Source organism: Blautia sp. HCP3S3_C4 (assembly GCF_052064095.1).
Taxonomy (GTDB): domain Bacteria; phylum Bacillota; class Clostridia; order Lachnospirales; family Lachnospiraceae; genus Blautia_A.
The window spans coordinates 421,242-439,753 of sequence record NZ_JBQHWF010000001.1 but is presented as its reverse complement, the minus strand read 5'-3'; the positions used below and the strand labels follow the sequence as shown (position 1 = coordinate 439,753).

At 43.8% G+C, this 18,512-nt stretch carries 15 protein-coding genes and 1 pseudogene; 6 read left to right on the top strand and 10 right to left on the bottom strand.

Going from position 1 to position 18,512, the window contains the following annotated elements:
• The first annotated feature begins 190 nt into the window (after positions 1 to 190).
• The 5 genes from ACTNC6_RS01960 to ACTNC6_RS01940 all read left to right on the top strand — a co-directional run bounded on the left by ACTNC6_RS01960 (position 191) and on the right by ACTNC6_RS01940 (position 7,342).
• On the top strand, positions 191 to 523 hold the full coding sequence (locus ACTNC6_RS01960; protein WP_441032405.1) for a helix-turn-helix domain-containing protein: 333 nt from the start codon (positions 191 to 193) through the stop codon (positions 521 to 523).
• Positions 524 to 745: 222 nt separating this feature from the next.
• A complete protein-coding gene (locus ACTNC6_RS01955) occupies positions 746 to 1,564 on the top strand; it encodes a C40 family peptidase (RefSeq protein ID WP_441032402.1) in 819 nt (272 codons plus the stop codon).
• Between the two features lie 82 nt (positions 1,565 to 1,646).
• The gene (locus tag ACTNC6_RS01950) at positions 1,647 to 2,768 is read left to right on the top strand and encodes a ComEC/Rec2 family competence protein (protein WP_441043080.1); all 1,122 of its coding nucleotides are present in this window, start codon (positions 1,647 to 1,649) and stop codon (positions 2,766 to 2,768) included.
• Positions 2,769 to 3,020: 252 nt separating this feature from the next.
• Positions 3,021 to 4,910, top strand: coding sequence for a fibronectin type III domain-containing protein (locus ACTNC6_RS01945; RefSeq protein WP_441043078.1), 1,890 nt, complete (start codon positions 3,021 to 3,023; stop codon positions 4,908 to 4,910).
• 143 nt (positions 4,911 to 5,053) lie between these two features.
• Positions 5,054 to 7,342 (top strand): LTA synthase family protein, encoded by a 2,289-nt coding sequence (locus ACTNC6_RS01940; protein ID WP_441043076.1) that lies wholly within the window; start codon positions 5,054 to 5,056, stop codon positions 7,340 to 7,342.
• On the opposite strand, the pseudogene ACTNC6_RS01935 reads toward ACTNC6_RS01940, so the two are convergent.
• From ACTNC6_RS01935 to ACTNC6_RS01890, 10 genes and pseudogenes are all read right to left on the bottom strand, one after another.
• Positions 7,235 to 7,462, bottom strand: a pseudogene (locus ACTNC6_RS01935) (PTS transporter subunit EIIB); the annotation flags it as partial. The gene ACTNC6_RS01940 and the pseudogene ACTNC6_RS01935 sit on opposite strands and share 108 nt — an antisense overlap.
• The gene (locus ACTNC6_RS01930) at positions 7,410 to 7,841 is read right to left on the bottom strand and encodes a CAT RNA binding domain-containing protein (RefSeq protein ID WP_441043075.1); all 432 of its coding nucleotides are present in this window, start codon (positions 7,839 to 7,841) and stop codon (positions 7,410 to 7,412) included. The gene ACTNC6_RS01930 and the pseudogene ACTNC6_RS01935, both read right to left, overlap by 53 nt.
• Before the next feature lie 340 nt (positions 7,842 to 8,181).
• A complete protein-coding gene (locus ACTNC6_RS01925) occupies positions 8,182 to 11,964 on the bottom strand; it encodes an FtsX-like permease family protein (RefSeq protein WP_441043073.1) in 3,783 nt (1,260 codons plus the stop codon).
• Positions 11,965 to 11,967: 3 nt separating this feature from the next.
• On the bottom strand, positions 11,968 to 12,684 hold the full coding sequence (locus tag ACTNC6_RS01920; protein ID WP_441043072.1) for an ABC transporter ATP-binding protein: 717 nt from the start codon (positions 12,682 to 12,684) through the stop codon (positions 11,968 to 11,970).
• Between the two features lie 217 nt (positions 12,685 to 12,901).
• Positions 12,902 to 13,870: a Gfo/Idh/MocA family protein gene (locus ACTNC6_RS01915; RefSeq protein ID WP_441043071.1), complete on the bottom strand. Its 969-nt coding sequence runs from the start codon at positions 13,868 to 13,870 to the stop codon at positions 12,902 to 12,904.
• Between the two features lie 136 nt (positions 13,871 to 14,006).
• Positions 14,007 to 14,204 carry a small, acid-soluble spore protein, alpha/beta type gene (locus ACTNC6_RS01910; RefSeq protein WP_019162537.1) on the bottom strand — a complete coding sequence of 66 codons (198 nt, stop codon included), beginning with the start codon at positions 14,202 to 14,204 and terminating at the stop codon, positions 14,007 to 14,009.
• Positions 14,205 to 14,295: 91 nt separating this feature from the next.
• Positions 14,296 to 14,481: a PspC domain-containing protein gene (locus ACTNC6_RS01905; protein ID WP_019162538.1), complete on the bottom strand. Its 186-nt coding sequence runs from the start codon at positions 14,479 to 14,481 to the stop codon at positions 14,296 to 14,298.
• Between the two features lie 79 nt (positions 14,482 to 14,560).
• Positions 14,561 to 15,460: a DUF4097 family beta strand repeat-containing protein gene (locus ACTNC6_RS01900; RefSeq protein WP_441043070.1), complete on the bottom strand. Its 900-nt coding sequence runs from the start codon at positions 15,458 to 15,460 to the stop codon at positions 14,561 to 14,563.
• Entirely contained in the window at positions 15,457 to 16,152 is a 696-nt protein-coding gene (locus tag ACTNC6_RS01895) for a DUF1700 domain-containing protein (protein WP_441032372.1), read from the bottom strand. The genes ACTNC6_RS01900 and ACTNC6_RS01895 overlap by 4 nt, the downstream gene beginning before the upstream one ends.
• Positions 16,149 to 16,502, bottom strand: a complete 354-nt coding sequence (locus ACTNC6_RS01890; RefSeq protein WP_019162541.1) for a PadR family transcriptional regulator — start codon at positions 16,500 to 16,502, stop codon at positions 16,149 to 16,151. The genes ACTNC6_RS01895 and ACTNC6_RS01890 overlap by 4 nt, the downstream gene beginning before the upstream one ends.
• Before the next feature lie 533 nt (positions 16,503 to 17,035).
• Here ACTNC6_RS01890 and ACTNC6_RS01885 point away from each other — a divergent pair.
• Positions 17,036 to 18,439 carry an RsmF rRNA methyltransferase first C-terminal domain-containing protein gene (locus ACTNC6_RS01885; RefSeq protein WP_441043069.1) on the top strand — a complete coding sequence of 468 codons (1,404 nt, stop codon included), beginning with the start codon at positions 17,036 to 17,038 and terminating at the stop codon, positions 18,437 to 18,439.
• Positions 18,440 to 18,512: the final 73 nt, after the last annotated feature.

Sequence of the window (18,512 nt, the reverse complement as noted above, 5' to 3'; positions counted from 1 at the left end):
GTGCAATTTTAATTTATATTGAACGCTCACAAGAGCATATCAATCTTTTTCTCATCAGATTAGATTATCCGAGTTTTCGGACAGTCTCCCCCTTGTCACACGTCATATTTGATAAGTCGAATGTCATTTATGTCCTTATACATATTTATTCTAATCTGTTACACTCAAGTAAAGAAAGGAACTTTTACAAATGACAAACTCAATTGGAAAAAGAATTGCTGAAGCCCGAGTAAATCAGAATATTACTCAGGAGCAATTGGAAGAATTAAGCGGATTGTCTGTCAGTACCATTAGCCGCATCGAAAATGGAAAATATGCTCCAAATATCGAAACATTACTGAAGTTATCCGAAGTTCTTCATGTAGGACTGGATTATTTCCTGTATGATCTGCTCCCACATAACCATGAAATCCAGTCTCCTGCAATTCAAGATACAGTTCTTCTCATGAATCAGATGAATGAACGCCATACACAATTTCTTCTTGAAGTAATCAAGCTCTACAAGAATATGCTTATAGACTGATTTTATCTCCGTAGTACTTATATGCATCAAATTTTCCCTAAAAAGTGCTTTTTTGTCCTCGAATGGTCAAAAAGTACTTTTTTTCTTTCCCCTGTTTACAATTTTCCGTTATTTTCTTCTTTTAATAATGTTAACAGACAGTTACTGTGCACAGAACCAATTGTAACTTCAAACATTATATCAGATTTGCTTTTTCAGGCAAATATCTATGGAGGAAATACTATGTCAAAAACAGAACAGGCAATTGCCTGGGCTATTAACATTGCTCAGGGCTCATCTCATGGATATGATCAGCAATGGCGCTGGGGACCAGATTATGACTGTTCTTCCCTGATCATTTCTGCCTGGCAACAGGCCGGAGTTCCTGTCAGGGACAAAGGTGCCACTTACACCGGTAATATGAAACAGGCATTTCAAAGTTGCGGCTTTATAGATGTCACCGCTCAGATTAATCTCTATACCGGAAAGGGTTTAAAACGGGGAGACGTTATCATAAATCTTACGCATCATGCAATTATGTATATTGGCAACGGACAAATCGTTGCCGCACGTATCAATGAAAATGGGCAAGTTTCCGGCGGAATAACCGGAGACCAGACTGGCATGGAAATCATGATACAGAATTATTATTTCTATAAACACGGCTGGGACTGCATTCTTCGCTATTCTGAAGAAAACATTTTGGGCATTTCCCTCCCCATTACAAAGAAAAGAGAGTCTGTCACTCAGAATACACGTATCAAAATTCTGCAAAATGCGCTGAACCTGGATTATAATGCCAATCTACATGTAGATGGAATATTTGGTTCTATGACCAGTCAGGCACTGGGAACGCATTATATAACAGTCGGAGAAATCCAATATATGGTAACTGCTGCTGAAATTTTGCTTTTTCTTCATAATTATGATCCTCAAGGTATTGAATATCCTGGCATTTTCGGTGAGGGTCTGCTCTCAGCATTAAGAAAATTTCAAAAAGCCCAGCATTTAACCGTAACCGATATTTGTGACCGTGCAACATTCCTCAAACTTATTTTTTGATTTTAGTTTACAAATATCAGAAATCAGACTCTTTATCAGATGTAGCCAATTAAAATAACAAATTTCAAAGGAGGAAATAATTATGGCAACAAAATTAGCAAAAATTCATTTTCTTGCAACTATGGGAGATACCTCTTCCGAAAAAAAGCATCTGGGTTCCAATGCTATCCTTATCCAGGATTACAAAGATGGTAATTACGTTTATGGAATGGTAGATGTAGGATTTTATAATCCGGGGAACGCCTCAGATGAACACTATGACAGCAAACTGCTTGTCAACTATCTGAAATCTCAGAAAATCAACACCCTGGAGTTTATCCTGATCACCCATTTCCACGGAGATCATTTCGGCAATCTGCGTTACCTGCTTAGAAACTACAAAGAAGCCGGAATCACAATTAAAAATGTAATCCTTCCAATGAACCGTGCCAAAGCTGAAAAACTGAAAAACAAATTAAACACTGACGATTATAACAATCTGGTGAATTACTCCGGAAAAAAATCCCGTCCTGAAGTAATTGAAGATGACATTGCTTACTATCGTAAAAATTTCTATTCAGGAATTAAGCTTTATTACTTCGGCGTAAATCCTACTGCCGATATCCGCAAGGTCTGCAACATTGGTGAAGGTACTTTTACTTTTTATAATACCAATGGTGAAAGCACTCAGTACAAAGAACTTCCTGCAGGTGCATCTGTATATCCGAACAGTTGGGATGGCACTGTAGATAAATTCTCAATCGTAACTGTATACGAATTTCAGGGACGTAAGCTGCTGATTCCAGCTGACATCTATGAATTATCAGAAAAGATTCTGAAGTATCGCTTGGCAGGTGATTATGACATTATCCAGATGAGCCACCACGGATCTTCTCATGGAAGCTGTCAGGAATTTATTGACGCCATTGTTCCAACTAATAAGGAATGTGCTGTAATCCAGTTAAGATCTGACAATGGTGGAACAGGTGCTATTCAGCGTTATGAAGCTCTGAATAACATTGCAGGTCATGGATTTGTCCGCGTCTACGGCACTCATCAGAATTTCGAACAGGAATGGGGAAATTCCGAACCGAGCAACCGCGGCAGTATTGTAGTAACAATCAAAGATGGAGAAATCTCCTATCATTCCCGTCGTCTTTACAGCGACAATACTTACAAGCAGAAGCTTCTGCACGCTACGGAAGCCAATAATATTACTATTTAAAGATACTGTGTCTAATGTATCATCCTTTTTTCAGTCAGGGAACTGTCCGTTGGAGGACAGTTCCCTACCGTTAGAACCAATTTTACATTCTCCAAATCTAATTATTATATACTTGTAACACAATGTTAATATATTTTCCAATTATTATTGAATATACTTTATCATTGTGTTATTATAATACTATCAATTTGGTGTCCGGTAAAAGGCTTTTCCTAATGACATCATCATTATGAATTAGAGGAGGATATTTTCATGAAGAGAAAGTTATTTCTGATGACTGTGACAGCTGCGGCTCTTGTTTGTTCGGCTTCTGTCGGTACTTATGCTTCTGATGAGTTCGCTGCCCCGTCTGTTGCTTCTGCTGAGGATTTTTCTGCTCCGGCAGATGCTGATACTGTAGAATTTGATGCCCCTGAGATTGCAGATTCTGATTTTGCCCAGGATTCTGCTGCTGCAGATGCTGTGACTCCCGCTGCCCAGGATGTGCCTATTGATGCCACCCATTTCCCAAATGAGCAGTTTCGCACCTATCTCTCCCAGCCTGAGAGAGACCTGAATAAGGATGGAATTCTCCAGGCATCTGAGATCAAGGCGATTAAGACTGTCAAATCCGATCTGAAGGGGATTGATATGGAGGGGTTCCAGTATCTTACCTCTGTGGAGGATCTCACACTCTCCCTTGTTTATGAGAAATCCAATCCCTCCAGAGCCCTGGATTTCTCATCCTTACCGGAGCTGAAGAGCCTTACGGTTTCTGTTGACAACGGATATGATTACTCTTCCGGTCTGGGCCTGGATCTGTCTGCCAACAATAAGCTGGACACACTGTCTGTTTCCTGTCTGACAGGTGCTATTAAGCTTCCGTCAGACTGCAACATCACAAAATACTCCATGTTATGTGATTATGACTATGATTATGCTGCCAGACCTGAGCACACAGCTCTGATCAATGCCTTATATGGCATGCCCAAGCTGAATACTCTCAGCATTACATATTTCAAGGATCTGGAGGGCATTGATTTCTCCCGTCTGCCAGAGCTTCAGCAGCTCAATATCCAGGGCTATGCCAGTGATGACGGGGAGACAGACTCCACAACCATCAGTTCCCTGGATCTTTCCAAATGTGCAAAGCTTAAGATCCTGGATATCCGGAATGCATATTTCACAAAGAACCTTGGAAGCTCCCTGAATATAAATGGCTGCACTTCCCTTGACACACTCTATATCAAGGATTCCAAAAATCTGGGAACTGATGCTGCCAATCCGTTTATCAGCCTTGGCAATACTTCCCCAAGCCATGTAGACATGGATCCTTCTTATGTCGATGTGGAGATACAGCACGGCGGATATCTGGACCTGGAAAAAGCCGGCTGGGATCCGGCGCTTATCACAAATGTGGAAAAGGGTGTACTGGTTGGTTCCCGTCTCTACATTGATCCTTCAGAGGGACACTCCGGGGAGGCTGTTGTTTCCTATTATATGAATGATCAGAAAACTGTTATCGGCCAGGTTCATGTAAGTGCTGACAATCTCTACAGTCCTCAGGCTGTAACAGGACTTACGGTTACCAAGCGCACTACCGGCTCACTGACCTGCAAGTGGAACCAGGCCACAGATACCTATGACGGATATGCCCTGTATGTCCAGGACAGCAACAATAACAACAAGACTATCCAGAAGATCATGGTAAAGAAGGGTACTACCTCTGTAAAGGTAACCGGTTTGAAAGCCGGCCGCCGTTATCACCTGATCATCCGTTCCTATCGAAAGACAAAGGATGGAAATTATTATTCTCCATATTATAACTCCAGCCTGAGTACTGCTGACAGCTATGCTACACCAAAGACCCCCGTACTGAAGGCTACTGCTTTATCCAAAGGCAGAATCCAGTTAAAATGGACCGGTTATCCTACCAACTACAAAAATGGATATTCCAGATATGTGATCGAGTACAAAACCAGTGCCAAGGGTGCCTATAAACGCCTGAAAGTATCCGGAGATCCCAATGGAAGCTATACCCTGAAATCCCTGAAAAAGGGAAAAACCTACTACTTCCGTATCCGCAGTTATGTAAAGGATACCAACAGCTATGTCAAAGCTTACAGTTCTTATTCAAAGGTATTGAAAATTAAAGCAAAATAATATAAAATAGCCATACTAGCAATCAGAAACTGTCCGTTTCCGGGCAGTTTCTTACTGTCTGCAACCCACAGACCTTATGAGATCAGGTTCCCTTAACCCTGGATCCTGACTCATTCAACCAATTCAGATAAAGTGTGATAACATTGCAGAATAATACAAATATCCAAGAAAATAACAATCATAAACAACTTCATGAAGCTCCTGTTTCACAGAAACCAACTGACAGAGGGGGGACGCTTTGCAGGCAGCTTCTGTCTGTCTTTCATCTTCTTCTCTTCCTTGCTATTTCCGGCCTGATGGTCTATACAGAAGGCGGACCCAGTGCCTTTCTCTCCCTGGGAAAAAGAAAACTGGTTATGGCAGCTTTGGCAGGCGTAATTTTTTTCATTCTGCTGACAGCCGGAGACCGCCTCAGTACCATTTTGCACAGGACCGGTATCTGCAGATGGCTGGAACTGCTGTTGCTGTTGGGTACTCCCCTGGCCATGTTTGCAGTGGTGCAGATCATTGTGCAGCTTGCAGAGCGAAAATCCACTGCCTCCATCTCCTATCTTCGCATTATCAAATACGCAGTCTTTGATATGCCTGTGGGAGATTTTCTGAGAAACCTGGTCATCTATTATTTCATCCTGGTACTTCTGATCCTGCTGATCAGGAAAATAAACATTGCCTGTATGGTCTACTGCCTCCTTATGGTTCTTCTGGTGCTGGTGAATTATTATGTAACAGAGTTCCGGGGACAGGCCTTTCTTCTGCTGGATGCCATGGGAATGAGCACTGCCGCTGATGTAGCAGGAAATTACAGACTGGATATTCCCATCTATCTGGGGATCACGCTGCTATTTACCGTAGATTTCAGTATGCTCCAGCTGCATTTCCAGAGACTTCGTATTCCTCACAGATTGCAGAAAAAAAGCCTTCATATTCTGAGCCAGCTGGTCGTGCTTGCTGTTTTTGCCCTGGGTTCCCTGTATGCAGTGGTAAATGCAGCCAATGTTTCCTTCTGGAATACCAACCGTTCTTATCGTAACAACGGATATCTGTGCACTCTTGTCAGTCAGGTCCGTTACATACACCCTGAGAAACCGGCCGGATACTCTGTCGGCAAAGTACAGGAGATCGGAGAACAGGTTTCAGATTCTACCCAGAGTAATGTTACAGTTCCTCAGAATATTATTATGATCATGAATGAAAGTCTGACAGACTTTGAAAGCATAGGCCAGGTAAAGACAGACAGTGAAATCCTTCCTTTTCTCCACAGTCTCAACAGAAATGTAAAGAAGGGTCAACTCCATGTACCTACCTTTGGAGGGGGAACTGCCCGTACAGAATATGAGGCTCTTACAGGAAACAGTATGTATTTTCTGCCTGCCGGAAGTGTTCCCTATCAGCTGTTTGTACATGATCCGGAATCCGGTATGGCCCAGATCCTGAAAGCCCAGGGCTACACTACCATAGCCGTGCATCCCAACAATGCTTCCAACTGGAACCGTACAAATGTATATGCGGATATGGATTTTGACCAGTTCATAAGCACAGAGAACTGGGGGAATGACAGCTTTGACAAAATCCGGAATTTTGCCAGCGATGAAACCACCTATGATAAGCTGATCAAGCTGTTTGAGCGTAAGCAGTCCGGCGAAAAGCTTTTTACCTTCTGTGTGACCATGCAGAATCATGGAGGCTATGGTACTGAGACTCTGAATGGTTATCAACCGGATGTGAAGCTTCACTATAACCGTGAATATCCACTCGCAGAGACTTATCTGTCTCTTGCCAGAGAATCTGACAGAGCTTTCCAGAAGCTTCTGTCCTATTTTGAAAAGGTGGACGAGCCTACCATGATCATTATGTTCGGTGATCACTGGCCAAAGATCGAGAATGGATTTACAGCCAGCGTGCTGGGAAAAAAGCGCTCCGAGCTCAGCCTGGACGGCACCCAGAAAACTTACACCACCCCCTATGTGATCTGGACCAATTATCCCTCAGAAACAGTGGAGCAGGACATGAGTTCTAATTACCTGGGAAGCTACGTGCTCTCCCTGGCCGGAGTAAAGCTCACTCCCTATAATCGTTTCCTGCTGGATCTGAAGGACGAGCTGCCGATCATCGGGATCGGTGCTGTATGTGATACAGAGGGTATCTGGTATTCCCAGAACAATTTACCAGAAAAATTTCAGAAGCTGGTAAATGAATATCACATTCTGGAATATAACAATCAGTTTGATCAAAAGCATAAAATCACAGATTACTTCTCTATTGAGTACAAAAAAGACCGCAATGAATGCGGTCTTTTTTGTAAAAAGGGATTTTTATCTGCTATATTATTTACAGAGCTTTTTAAACTCATCAGCTACGAACTGAACTTTCGTGCCGATTACAACCTGAACAGAATTTTTACCAGGTCTGATTACACCGGCAACACCGGCTGATTTGATTTTCTTTTCATCAACAGCTGTGTAATCTTTGATTTCCAGACGGAGTCTTGTAATGCAGTTATCAATAGATGCAACGTTTTCTTTTCCGCCAATACCTTCTAAGATAATAAAAGCGCTTAATCTCCCACAATAATGCATTCTGGGGTTCAATTCCCTGACTCACTCTTTCAATTGCAAAATTAATATGATCCGTCAGCGTCACATAAATGCTCTGATTCAGTTTTAATTTCAGATGATCCTTTGCATGAGAGATGATCTCGTCTGAAATCCTCACTCGTTCCAACGGCATATTGGCCAGCAGCTCCTTGAACTGTTCCGTCAGTGTCCGGCTTTTAATGCGAAAGATTTTACTAATCTGGTCAGCAGGAACCACTTCTCCCTGTTTCTTTTTAAAACCGATTCCACGTCCCATCACAATTACTTCTGCACCGGATTTCTCATATGCCGAGATAATATTGTTATTGATCACTTTTTCAATTATAATATGATCCATGTCTTTCCTTTTCCAAACCATATGTCGCCTGACAGCGACACAACCAGTACATCGTTTCGTAAATAACTATACCAGTTCCCCTATTATTAAAAAAAACCAGAATTTATAGACTGATTGCCTCAGCCATAGATTCTGGTTTTGCCTGCCAAACAGTAACAATCCGTGTGTTTTCAATTGATGAGATCATTATAACAAAGTTACAAAAATACGTCAACCCACTTTTTTATTTTGTTAAAAATCGCTATTGTATTTCCGTTCTTCTTTGCGTTTTATCTGATATTTTCACATTTTATCCTATATTTTTGTATTTCTTCTTTTCTGCAATAAAGCGACAAATCGTTTATTCCACACTTTTCAGGGATTCTACCATATCAATCTTCTTTAATTTCTGATGCATAAACAGATTTACGATCATGGAGAATCCAATTGTCAGCAGTCCGCAGTACAGGAAACTGACAGGATTGATATTTCTTCCGAACATAACCGCATCCACTTCCACAGTACGGATAATATACCTGTGCAAAAAGATTCCGAATACAGCTCCTGCCAGCACGCCAATAAGGGTAAGGATAACATTCTCCCTGTACACATAGGCAGAAACTTCAGTATCATAGAATCCCAGTACTTTCAAAGTTGCCAGTTCTCTCTGGCGCTCCGTGATATTGACATTGTTCAGATTATACAGAACCACAAAAGCAAGCATTCCCGCAGAAATGATCAGCACTATGATCACCGTATCCAATGCTCCAAGCATTCTGTGAAGCTGAGCCTCCAGACTGCTGGTATAGCTGATACTTAACGCAGCCGGATGCTTCAGGATTTCATTTCCCACCTCAGATTCTGATTCTTTATATTCCTCTTTTACTGTGAATACAGTTGCAGAATAGTCAGGCTTCTCCCCAAAGGTCTGTTCATAGACATTTCCTGTCATATAAATATAATGTCCCATGTAATTCTCTGTTACTGCTGCGATCTTTGTCTCATAATTTTTCCCATCCTTTGTGATGGTCATGGTATCCCCCACTTTCAGTCCTGTCAGGGTTGCCGTCTTCTCACTGATCACTGTACCTGCATCTGTCAGCTTATATTTCTCTTTTGTCTTTCTGTCCTGAAGAGTTACATCCTTATTAAAGGTCTCAAGATTCTCAGGCACATACACATATACGCTGATATTGGATTTATTTCTGGGAACACTCATCTTGGTAAACTGGATATGGGTATATCTCTCAATCTGGCTGTTACTTTTCAGAAACTCATCCAGCTCCTGTCTCTCCTTATCTGTGGCATCCTCATCATCAATGATCGTTCCTGTATAATGCTGAAGCTCCTGATACTGCCGTCTGGCAATATCCATAATGGAATCCCTGAGTCCAAAACCTACCAGCATCAGCGCCATACTTCCTGAAATACCGAAAATCGTCATAAAGAAACGTTTTTTATATCGAAAAAGGTTTCTCAGAGTAGATTTCCATGTGAAATTCAGATGCTTCCAGAAAAGGGGGATCCGTTCCAGCAGGATTCTCTTACCCTCTTTGGGAGCAGGGGGACGCATCAGTGATGCCGGAGTTTCTGACAGTGCTCTGTAGCAGGAGAAAATGGTGGCTCCGACGGTACACACCGTTGCCGCACCTGCTGCGATCATTGCAAATTTAAATTCATAACGGATCTGGATATTGTTCATCATTCCCTTGTACATAATGCCATACCCGTTAATAATAACCAAAGGCAGGATCTTCTCTCCGATCAGGATTCCCAGAATACTGCCTCCCACAGTAGCAAAAAAGGCATACAGCAGATATTTGGATGCAATTGCATACTTGCCATATCCCAGAGCCTTCATTGTACCGATCTGGGTTCTCTGCTCCTCCACCATTCGTGTCATGGTAGTCAGACTTACCAGTGCAGCCACCAGGAAAAAGATAACAGGGAAAACCTGTCCGATATTTCTCATTCTGTCTGCATTATCCCCATAATCTGAATATTCCGGCAGATCATTGCGGTCCGTTACCATCCATTCCGGCATACTGATATCATCGATCTCATCCTGAGCATCCTGTATTTTCTTCTCACCGTCTGCGACCTCTTTCTCTGCATCCTTCTTGCCGTCTTCGTATTCCTTTTTACCTTCTTCCAGATCCTTCTCAGCTTTTTTGATGTCCTTTCTGGAATCCTTCAGCTTCTGCTCGTTCTCTGAGATTTCCTTCTCGCCATCTCGGAGCTTCTGTTCATTCTCGGCAATCTCTCGCTCGCCGGAAGCAAGCTTCCCTTCATTCTCCTGAATCTGTGCTTCTCCTGAATCAAGTTCTGCTTCCTTCTCCTCTAACTGAGCCTGGCTGGAATTTAGTTTTGCTTTTGCAGCATCGATCTGTTCCTGTGCTGACTCAAGCTGGGCTTCTTTTTCCTGAATCTCTTTTCTGGCTGGCTCCAGCTTCTTCTCCTGAGCCTGCACTTCTTTCCATCCTGCATCAATCTTTGCCTGGGCATCGGGAAGTGCTGCTTCCTGCTGGTTCAACTCTGCTTCTTTCGCATCAAGCTGGGCAAGTCCGCTCTCCACCTGGCTTAAACCACTCTCCAGTTCACTTCTTGCTGCTTCGATCTGGTTTCTGGCTGCTTCCAGCTGGGCTGCCTGACTGTCCACCTGCTCCTGATAAGCGGAAACCTGTGCTGCCAGAGCTGCCAGGTCTTCCTCGGAATATGTGCCTGAAGCTTGTGCCTGCTCATACTGTGCCTGCAATGCTGCAAGCTGACTTCTGGCACTCACAAGCTGAGCCTCTCCCTCTGCAAGTCCGGCTTCCTGCTGCTCAATCTGGGCCAGTCCCTGATTACAGCTTTCCTTTTTGTCATTTAAGTCCTGTCTGGTTGATGCAATCTGCTCTCTGCCTGACTGGATCTGCGCCTTTCCATTGTCAAGTTCCTGCTGGCTCTGGGTAAGCTGCGTCTTTGCATCCGCAATCTGCTTCTCACCGGCGCTTAGCTGATTCTTGCCATCCTCAAGCTGAGCCCTTCCGTCATCAAGCTTTGTCTGGTTTTCGGAAACCTCCGCCCATCCGGCATTCAACTGTTCCTTTGCAGATGCAATCTGCTCTCTGCCACTGGCAAGCTGCTCTTTCGCACTGGCAAGCTGGGATCTGCCGTCCTCTAACTCCTTCTTTGCATCTGCAAGCCGGGCTTTTCCGTCCTCCAGTTCCTTTTTTGCGTCTGCAAGCTTTTTCTTGCCATCCTTATATTCCTTCTTGCCATCTTTTAACTTCTTTTCGCCATCCTCCAGTTCCTGTCTGGCATCCGCAAGCTTCTCATTAGCCTCCTTCTTTCCGTCTTCAAGTTCCTGTCTGGCATCTGCAAGCTTGTCATTGGCTTCCTCTACAATCTCATCATATCTGACCTGACACCGTTCTGCCTCAATCCCCTCCACTTGCTCCTGCACTCTCTCTATCAGGGAATCATAAGCATCTGTATAGCTGATCAGGTCCTGTGCCCCATGAGCCTGCACATAAATCTGTGTATAAACCTCCTGGTCAAAATCCTCAGGGAACACATAGGCAAATCCATTAACCTCACCGGAACCCAGAGTGGAATTTCCCCGATTATAAGATATGTAGAGAGGACTCTCGCCTAAACCTACAACTGTGTAATCTGTCTTTTTCAGCAGTTCGCTGTCTCCGCCCTCTTTCAGGGTAATCTGATCTCCCACCTCATATCCATTGCTCTCAGCAAAAATACAATCAAGGAAAATCTCTCCGCTTTTTTCCGGAGCTTTTCCCTCTGTAACTGAGATCCGGTTCATGGTTTGATTCACAGCTTCCACATGGAGTACTTTCTGCTGCTCGCCTTCTCCACACATTACATCTGTCCCATAGGCACCCTCTGCATTCTCTACTCCATCCACCTGCTTAACGGCAGCTACATCCTCCTCCGTCAGTCCCAGGGTTCCCATTACTTTGATATCCATAAGATTGGTTTCATCATAATAGGCATCGCCTGAGAAGCGCATATCCGGTGACGAGGCCTGTATCCCGGAAAAGAATGCAACTCCCAGGGCAACGATCATAAATATGGAAATAAATCTGGCCTTACTTTTGCGTATCTCCATCCAGAAATCTTTATGCATTGCTTTCATACTCATCACCTACCATTCTATCTCCTCTATGGGTGTAGGATGGTCATTCATTGTCATCCTGGAAACCTTTCCGTTCTTGATCTTGATCACACGGTCTGCCATAGGTGTCAGTGCCGAGTTATGGGTAATGACGATCACTGTCATTCCACGCTCCCTGCACATATCCTGCAAAAGCTTCAGGATTGCCTTACCAGTCTGGTAGTCCAGTGCACCTGTAGGCTCATCACACAACAGCAGCTTGGGATTCTTTGCCAGTGCCCTGGCAATGGAAACTCTCTGCTGCTCACCACCGGAAAGCTGTGCCGGAAAGTTGGTCAGTCTGTCCTTCAGTCCCACTTCCTCCAGAACATCCCTGGCATCCAACGGATTCTTACAGATCTGCAATGCCAGTTCTACATTCTCCAGCGCTGTAAGATTAGGCACCAGATTATAGAACTGGAATACAAATCCAATATCATTTCTCCGATAGCCGGTAAGCTGCTTACTGTTATATCTGGCAATATTCCTGCCATCCACCAGAACCTCTCCACTGGTAGCCTTATCCATACCCCCAAGAATGTTCAGCACTGTTGTCTTGCCCGCACCGCTGGGACCAACGATCACTACGAACTCTCCCTTGGCAATCTCAAAGCTGATCTCATCCACTGCAACGATCTTTACTTCTTTGGTTCCATATATCTTGGAAACCTTATCCAGTTTTACATATACATCTGTCATCTCACTCATCCGCATTTCCCCTGTAATTTTATTTTGTTACAATTATTAACGATTCTTTTGATCTCGATTTATTTCCGTATTCATTTACAGGCAGGTCAAATTCTGACCTGCCTGGTATTCTTAATGGTTATATTCATTGTAACACATCATACTTATAATTCAAAATAAAATATTCATAAACAAATGCAAAATCGTTACCGTCCGCTCCGTTCACGGTAACAAAAAATCACTCAATCCACGGAATCTCATAATTCCAGGATTTACGGATATCGTCCAGGATTTTCATAATCCTTATTGTCTCTGCATGAGGCATTTCCGGACACTCCAGTTTGCCCTCTTGGATTGCTTTCATGCAGGATTCTACCTCATATTCATATCCTGAGATCTGTTCCGGCACAACATAAGAAGCCACTTCTTTATGGTCAGTATCAAACACTGTAATCTTTTCCGGATTATTGATATTCTGCACCTGCATATATCCTCTGGTTCCGAAAATACTTCCCATTCTGTCTGAGATTTCTCTTGCTCCACACTGAAGGGTTGCCATGCGGTCTCCCTCAAACACCATGGCAATGCTGTCCAGAATATCCACTCCATTCTGAAAGATTGCAGTAGCCTTTACATCCTTTACCTTATCGCCAAGCACCATAGAGGCAAAATTGATCGGATATACGCCTACATCCAGAAGAGCACCTCCCGCAAGCTCCGGTTTACGGATACGTTCTACATGACTTATTGTATAACTGAGATTCGCCGTAACTGCGGTAACTTCGCCGATCAGACCACTTTCAATAATATGGTTGATCATCTTTCTGGACGGCATATATCTCGTCCAGATTGCTTCTGTGATCAGAAGCTTTTTCTCTTTTGCAAGGTCAAATAATTTCTGTGCCTGCTCTGCATTTACAGTAAATGCCTTTTCACAAAGCACATGCTTTCCCGCTTCCAGACACATTTTTGCATGCAGATAATGGTGTGAATGAGGAGTTGCGATATAAACCAGTTCAACCTCATCATCTGCCAGCATTTCCTCATAGGATCCATATGCTTTTTTTACTTCATATTTCTGCGCAAATTCCCGGGCACGTTCCAGATCACGGGCAGCAACCGCATACGCCTCCACATCTTCCATTCCTGCCACTGTTTTCGCCATAGTAGAAGCAATGCCTCCGGCCCCCAAAATACCTAACTTCATTTTTCTGTCCTCCCATATTTAGTATTCAAGCAGATAAAATTATCCACTTCACTATTTGCTCTAATTTTACAGCATCATTGCCCGGAGAACAAGTTTATTCCGTTATATGTTTATTTTATTTTTTATTTCATATCACTTATTTTTTCAATTTCTCTTTTTTCCGTTTTGTCATCAATCCTCCGATCCGTCCGGTCTCTTTTGCAGACAGACTTTTCCATCCATCACTCAATACTCTGTCCAGCAGTCCCATTTCCTCTGCAATTTCATACTTCATTCTGGTGTCCGGTAACAATTCTCCATCAAGATAAGCTTTTATTTCCTTCTCTTTATTCAAAACAGCCCACACTCCTTTTCTTTGGAGTATGGGCTGTTTTCTTAATTTTTATACTGTCTTTTCTTATTACAGATTGGATTTTGAAATTCTGTTATCTTTTGGGAATAATAATAGCTGCAATGATATATGCCCAGATTCCCGCACCGCCAAAGCAGGTCAGTATCACCCATGCCAGACGCACCAGCGTAGGGTCAATATCAAAATATTCTGCAATTCCTCCACATACACCGCAAAGCATGCTGTTTTCTGATGATTTGTATAAACGTTTGTCACTCATGATTCTTTTTCTCCTTAAACCCAGATTATTAAATACTACTTTTATTTTTACCCGTCAGAGTGTATACTCCTCAGAATGTCTACAAATTCCTATGCTCTTTCCCGGAGAAATTCACTGATACATTTCCCATACCACACTCCAGATCCAGTTTCCTGTCTGCGCCTGCATTGGAAATGCTTTTCTCTCTGCCAAGTCCACTGTAGGAATCAGAACCTACATCCAGATTTCCCACTCCACATTCCAGATCATAATTATAATCCTCCTGAGTACCGGTCATTGTAAGATCCAGTTCCCCAAGGCCGCATTCTCCAGATATTTTCTTTGCACTCAGATCTGCAAATGTCATACTTCCGGTTCCGATTTCCAGATCTGCTTCCTTTGCAGTCACCGGATTCTTACTGTCAAATTCCCCGGCTCCCATTTCCACACTCAGCTTCTCTGTCTCAATATCTCTGTTCAGATAAACAGTACCTGCACCCATTTCAATCTCCAGCTCCTGAAGCTTAACATCTTCCGGATAGGAGATACACACCTTTCTGGTTTTAGACAGCTTTTTCGTGCTTCTGACCTTAAGAGTATCTGAACTCTCTTTTACTGTCACATTCTTTCCATTATCATCATAAACTCTGACACAGAAGCTGTCACCCTCTTCCAGAATCAGCTCATCGTACTTCAGCTCTATATCCAGCTTTGTGGGCTGATATTTCAGTTGATATACAGTGCCATCTGTCGAGCTTTCATTTCCCACTTCCGCACTATATTCCATCCCATCATGGTCAACATAATCGTCATCATCGATATCATCATAGTCATCATGGTCATCGTCCCACTCCGTCATCCAGAGAATCCGCTTCAGACTGTTCACCCCTGTCAGTTCCGACATACTGGCTCCCATAACACCACCGGCAGCAGTCAGTCCGATTCCTGCTGCAGCAAAAATCCCTGCTGCGATCAGCATTCCTTTCGTAAATTTCTTCATTTCACCGCCTCCCCTCTCTTCCTGTAAAGCAGCCTGTTAAAAAAATCAGTCATTTTCCGGAACCACTTAGGTACGATCCGTATTGCAATACTGATCAGCCCCAAAACCATAAGGATTGCCAACGCGATCATCAGACAGCCAATTCCTATGGTCATGACTCCGGTTCCGGTCATCACCACGCAAAGCCCTATTCCTGCCACAATAGCAGCAAATCCACCAATCAATAAAGCAACCGCACCTATGCCCAGTCCAACGATCAGCCAGAAGGGAAGCAACAAAATACCAACTGCCAAAGACAGGATTCCGCCAACAGCTCCCTTAACAAAAGGAGAAATAAAAACCAGCAGGATCACTGCCAAAATCAGCGCTGTCTGGTTTCCCTTCCTGAAAAAGCGCTTCTCTTTCCCGTATTTTTCAGGCATCTGCTCTGTTTCTTTTGCCCGTGCATCCTCATAACCATGCTCTGTATATTCTCCATACTCATAACCCTTTTCAGGATCCTTCAGATCTGCCTTAATGATTGCCGCAACCTTCTCAGGACTTCCAAGGTCCCTGATCACCGAAGCCTCATTCTCAATTCCCGCATCATCGAAATAATTATTATAAAACTCAAGGGCATCCTGCCTCTCTGTCTCAGAAATATCCGCAAGCAGCTCCTCCAGCTCCCGCATAAACTGCGCCCTGTCCATCATCCAATTCCTCCCTCGTCAACACCGTCTGCCCTCACATTCTGTCCATCAAGAACACCTGTGATCTTCGACGAATAAATTTCCCATTCAGCCCTGTACAGGCTCAACTGAGCAGCCCCCTTCTCCGTCAGCTTATAATATCTCCGGTTTCTCCCGGCAAAGGCCATATCATAAACCTCCAGACAATCATCCTTCTGCAATCGCCTCAGTACCGGATATAAGGTAGATTCTGAAATTTCCAGAACTCCCCGTACATCCTGAGTAATCTTATAACCATAGGTTCCTTCCTTTTCCTTGGAAACCACAGCCAGAACAATCGCATCCAGAAGCGCCGCACCCGTATTAAAAACCATATGCACACTCCCTTGTCTCATTAACACCCTGCACATACATCTGCCACATTGAAGTCCAGTTATTCCGTTCTTAGTAACGAAATCTATCCAGTCCAGTACATATTATACAGCAGTGCAATATTGTTTTGTTGCTTATATTATATGTCGTATAATATAATTTTGTCAATACTATTTAGCAAAAATATCTTTTCTATTATAATAAACAAGACCAATCACAATATACCCAGCACCATCGGATGTTTTTTGCATCGGCAGGATTCACAGCCGTGGGAAAGATATCTATGCTGGTTCCTCTGTGCAGGGGTCTTAGCAATTCTTAGTCTGCGAAAATCTGCGTTATGAGAAAAAAAGCCGCACTGTCTGAGCGAAGCGAGTTTGCGCTTTTTTTCTCATGCCTTTAGCAGATTTTTGCAGACTTAGAATTACTTAGGCCCCGGAACCGAACCATCATAGATATCTTTCCCACGACCTCCCCCTTCCCATCATATTCATCCCCACTATAAATAATTTTTTCAGAAAGGGCTTCACACATTATGACAATAACTACTCCCCTCCACCCCGCCTTCCTGGCACGCATGCAGGAAATGCTTTCTGCTCAGGAATACACCGCCTTCTTAGAGAGCTTTAACGCCCCCCGCACCTATGGCCTGCGGGTAAACACCTCAAAAATCTCCTGTGAAAAATTCCAAAAACTCTGCCCGTTTCCAGTAAAACCAATCCCCTGGATCCCCAACGGATATTTCTATGATGAGGATACCCGCCCTTCCAGATGCGCATATTACCAGGCCGGTCTCTATTACCTCCAGGAGCCAAGTGCCATGACCCCAGCCTCCCGTATTCCCATCGAACCTGGTGACAAAGTCCTGGATCTCTGCGCGGCCCCTGGCGGAAAGGCAACTGCAGCAGGAGCTGCCCTTCAGGGACAGGGACTTCTGGTAGCCAACGATATCAGCACCTCCCGTGCCAGAGCACTTCTGCGTAATCTGGAACTTTTCGGAATCCCCAATATTTTCGTGGCAAACGAGACACCGGCAAAGCTAACCAAGACATTCCCGGAATTTTTTGACAAGATCATCCTGGATGCCCCATGCTCCGGCGAAGGAATGTTCCGCAAGGAGGAAGCCCTTGCAAAGGACTGGACTCCTGAAAAATCCCGGGAGCTTTCTGAAATCCAGAAAGAGCTTGTGCTTCAGGCAGCAGATATGCTTCGCCCAGGTGGACTCTTACTTTATTCCACCTGTACCTTCGCTCCTGTGGAAGACGAACAGACCGTATCTTATCTTCTGGAAAACCGCCCGGATATGGAACTGGCAGAAATGGAAAACTATGAGGGATTTTCCCAGGGTGTGCCGGAATGGGGAAATGGCAATCCGGAGCTGACCAAGTGCATCCGCATTTTCCCCCATAAAATGAACGGGGAAGGCCACTTCCTGGCTCTCTTCCATAAAAAAGGACAATCCATACAGGAAAGCAGCCGTCCACACACAAAGCCTGATAAAAATGCATTCCCGTTAATCGAAGAATTCCTGAATGAAATTGGTCTGAAAACTCTGGGCGGCCAGCCCTTTGACTGGGAGCGGGTAGAGGTTCGCAAGGACAAAGTCTATTATCTGCCACCTGTACTTTCCGATTTCCGCGGAATCACCTTCCTCCGAAACGGATTATACCTGGGTGACCTTAAGAAAAATCGTTTTGAACCCTCTCAGCCTCTGGCACTGGCCATCCGCAAAGGGGAGGCGGAAGCTGTGATTTCTCTTCCTGTCTCTGATGAAAGACTCACCCGCTATCTGAAGGGTGAGACCTTAAACATTGAGCCTGAAGAAGCAACCCACAAAAAAGGATGGCATCTTCTCTGTGCAGATGGATATCCGGTAGGCTTCGGAAAGCTGGTCAACCAGATCCTGAAAAATAAATATCCGGCAGGATGGCGCGTATAATACGCGCTTCTCCCTGCCGGATATCTTTTTATCCAAACACCTTCTGCAATCCAAAAGCAGATATTTTTATGAA

What these genes read in the sequence shown, in the direction of transcription:
- ACTNC6_RS01925 (WP_441043073.1), bottom strand. Translation starts at nt 11,964, where the DNA reads ATGAGTATGAAAGCAATGCATAAAGATTTCTGGATGGAGATACGCAAA.
- ACTNC6_RS01895 (WP_441032372.1), bottom strand. Translation starts at nt 16,152, where the DNA reads ATGATGGACAGGGCGCAGTTTATGCGGGAGCTGGAGGAGCTGCTTGCG.
- ACTNC6_RS01945 (WP_441043078.1), top strand. Translation starts at nt 3,021, where the DNA reads ATGAAGAGAAAGTTATTTCTGATGACTGTGACAGCTGCGGCTCTTGTT.
- ACTNC6_RS01905 (WP_019162538.1), bottom strand. Translation starts at nt 14,481, where the DNA reads ATGAGTGACAAACGTTTATACAAATCATCAGAAAACAGCATGCTTTGC.
- ACTNC6_RS01955 (WP_441032402.1), top strand. Translation starts at nt 746, where the DNA reads ATGTCAAAAACAGAACAGGCAATTGCCTGGGCTATTAACATTGCTCAG.
- ACTNC6_RS01950 (WP_441043080.1), top strand. Translation starts at nt 1,647, where the DNA reads ATGGCAACAAAATTAGCAAAAATTCATTTTCTTGCAACTATGGGAGAT.
- ACTNC6_RS01930 (WP_441043075.1), bottom strand. Translation starts at nt 7,841, where the DNA reads ATGGATCATATTATAATTGAAAAAGTGATCAATAACAATATTATCTCG.
- ACTNC6_RS01900 (WP_441043070.1), bottom strand. Translation starts at nt 15,460, where the DNA reads ATGAAGAAATTTACGAAAGGAATGCTGATCGCAGCAGGGATTTTTGCT.
- ACTNC6_RS01960 (WP_441032405.1), top strand. Translation starts at nt 191, where the DNA reads ATGACAAACTCAATTGGAAAAAGAATTGCTGAAGCCCGAGTAAATCAG.
- ACTNC6_RS01890 (WP_019162541.1), bottom strand. Translation starts at nt 16,502, where the DNA reads ATGGTTTTTAATACGGGTGCGGCGCTTCTGGATGCGATTGTTCTGGCT.
- ACTNC6_RS01915 (WP_441043071.1), bottom strand. Translation starts at nt 13,870, where the DNA reads ATGAAGTTAGGTATTTTGGGGGCCGGAGGCATTGCTTCTACTATGGCG.
- ACTNC6_RS01885 (WP_441043069.1), top strand. Translation starts at nt 17,036, where the DNA reads ATGACAATAACTACTCCCCTCCACCCCGCCTTCCTGGCACGCATGCAG.
- ACTNC6_RS01920 (WP_441043072.1), bottom strand. Translation starts at nt 12,684, where the DNA reads ATGAGTGAGATGACAGATGTATATGTAAAACTGGATAAGGTTTCCAAG.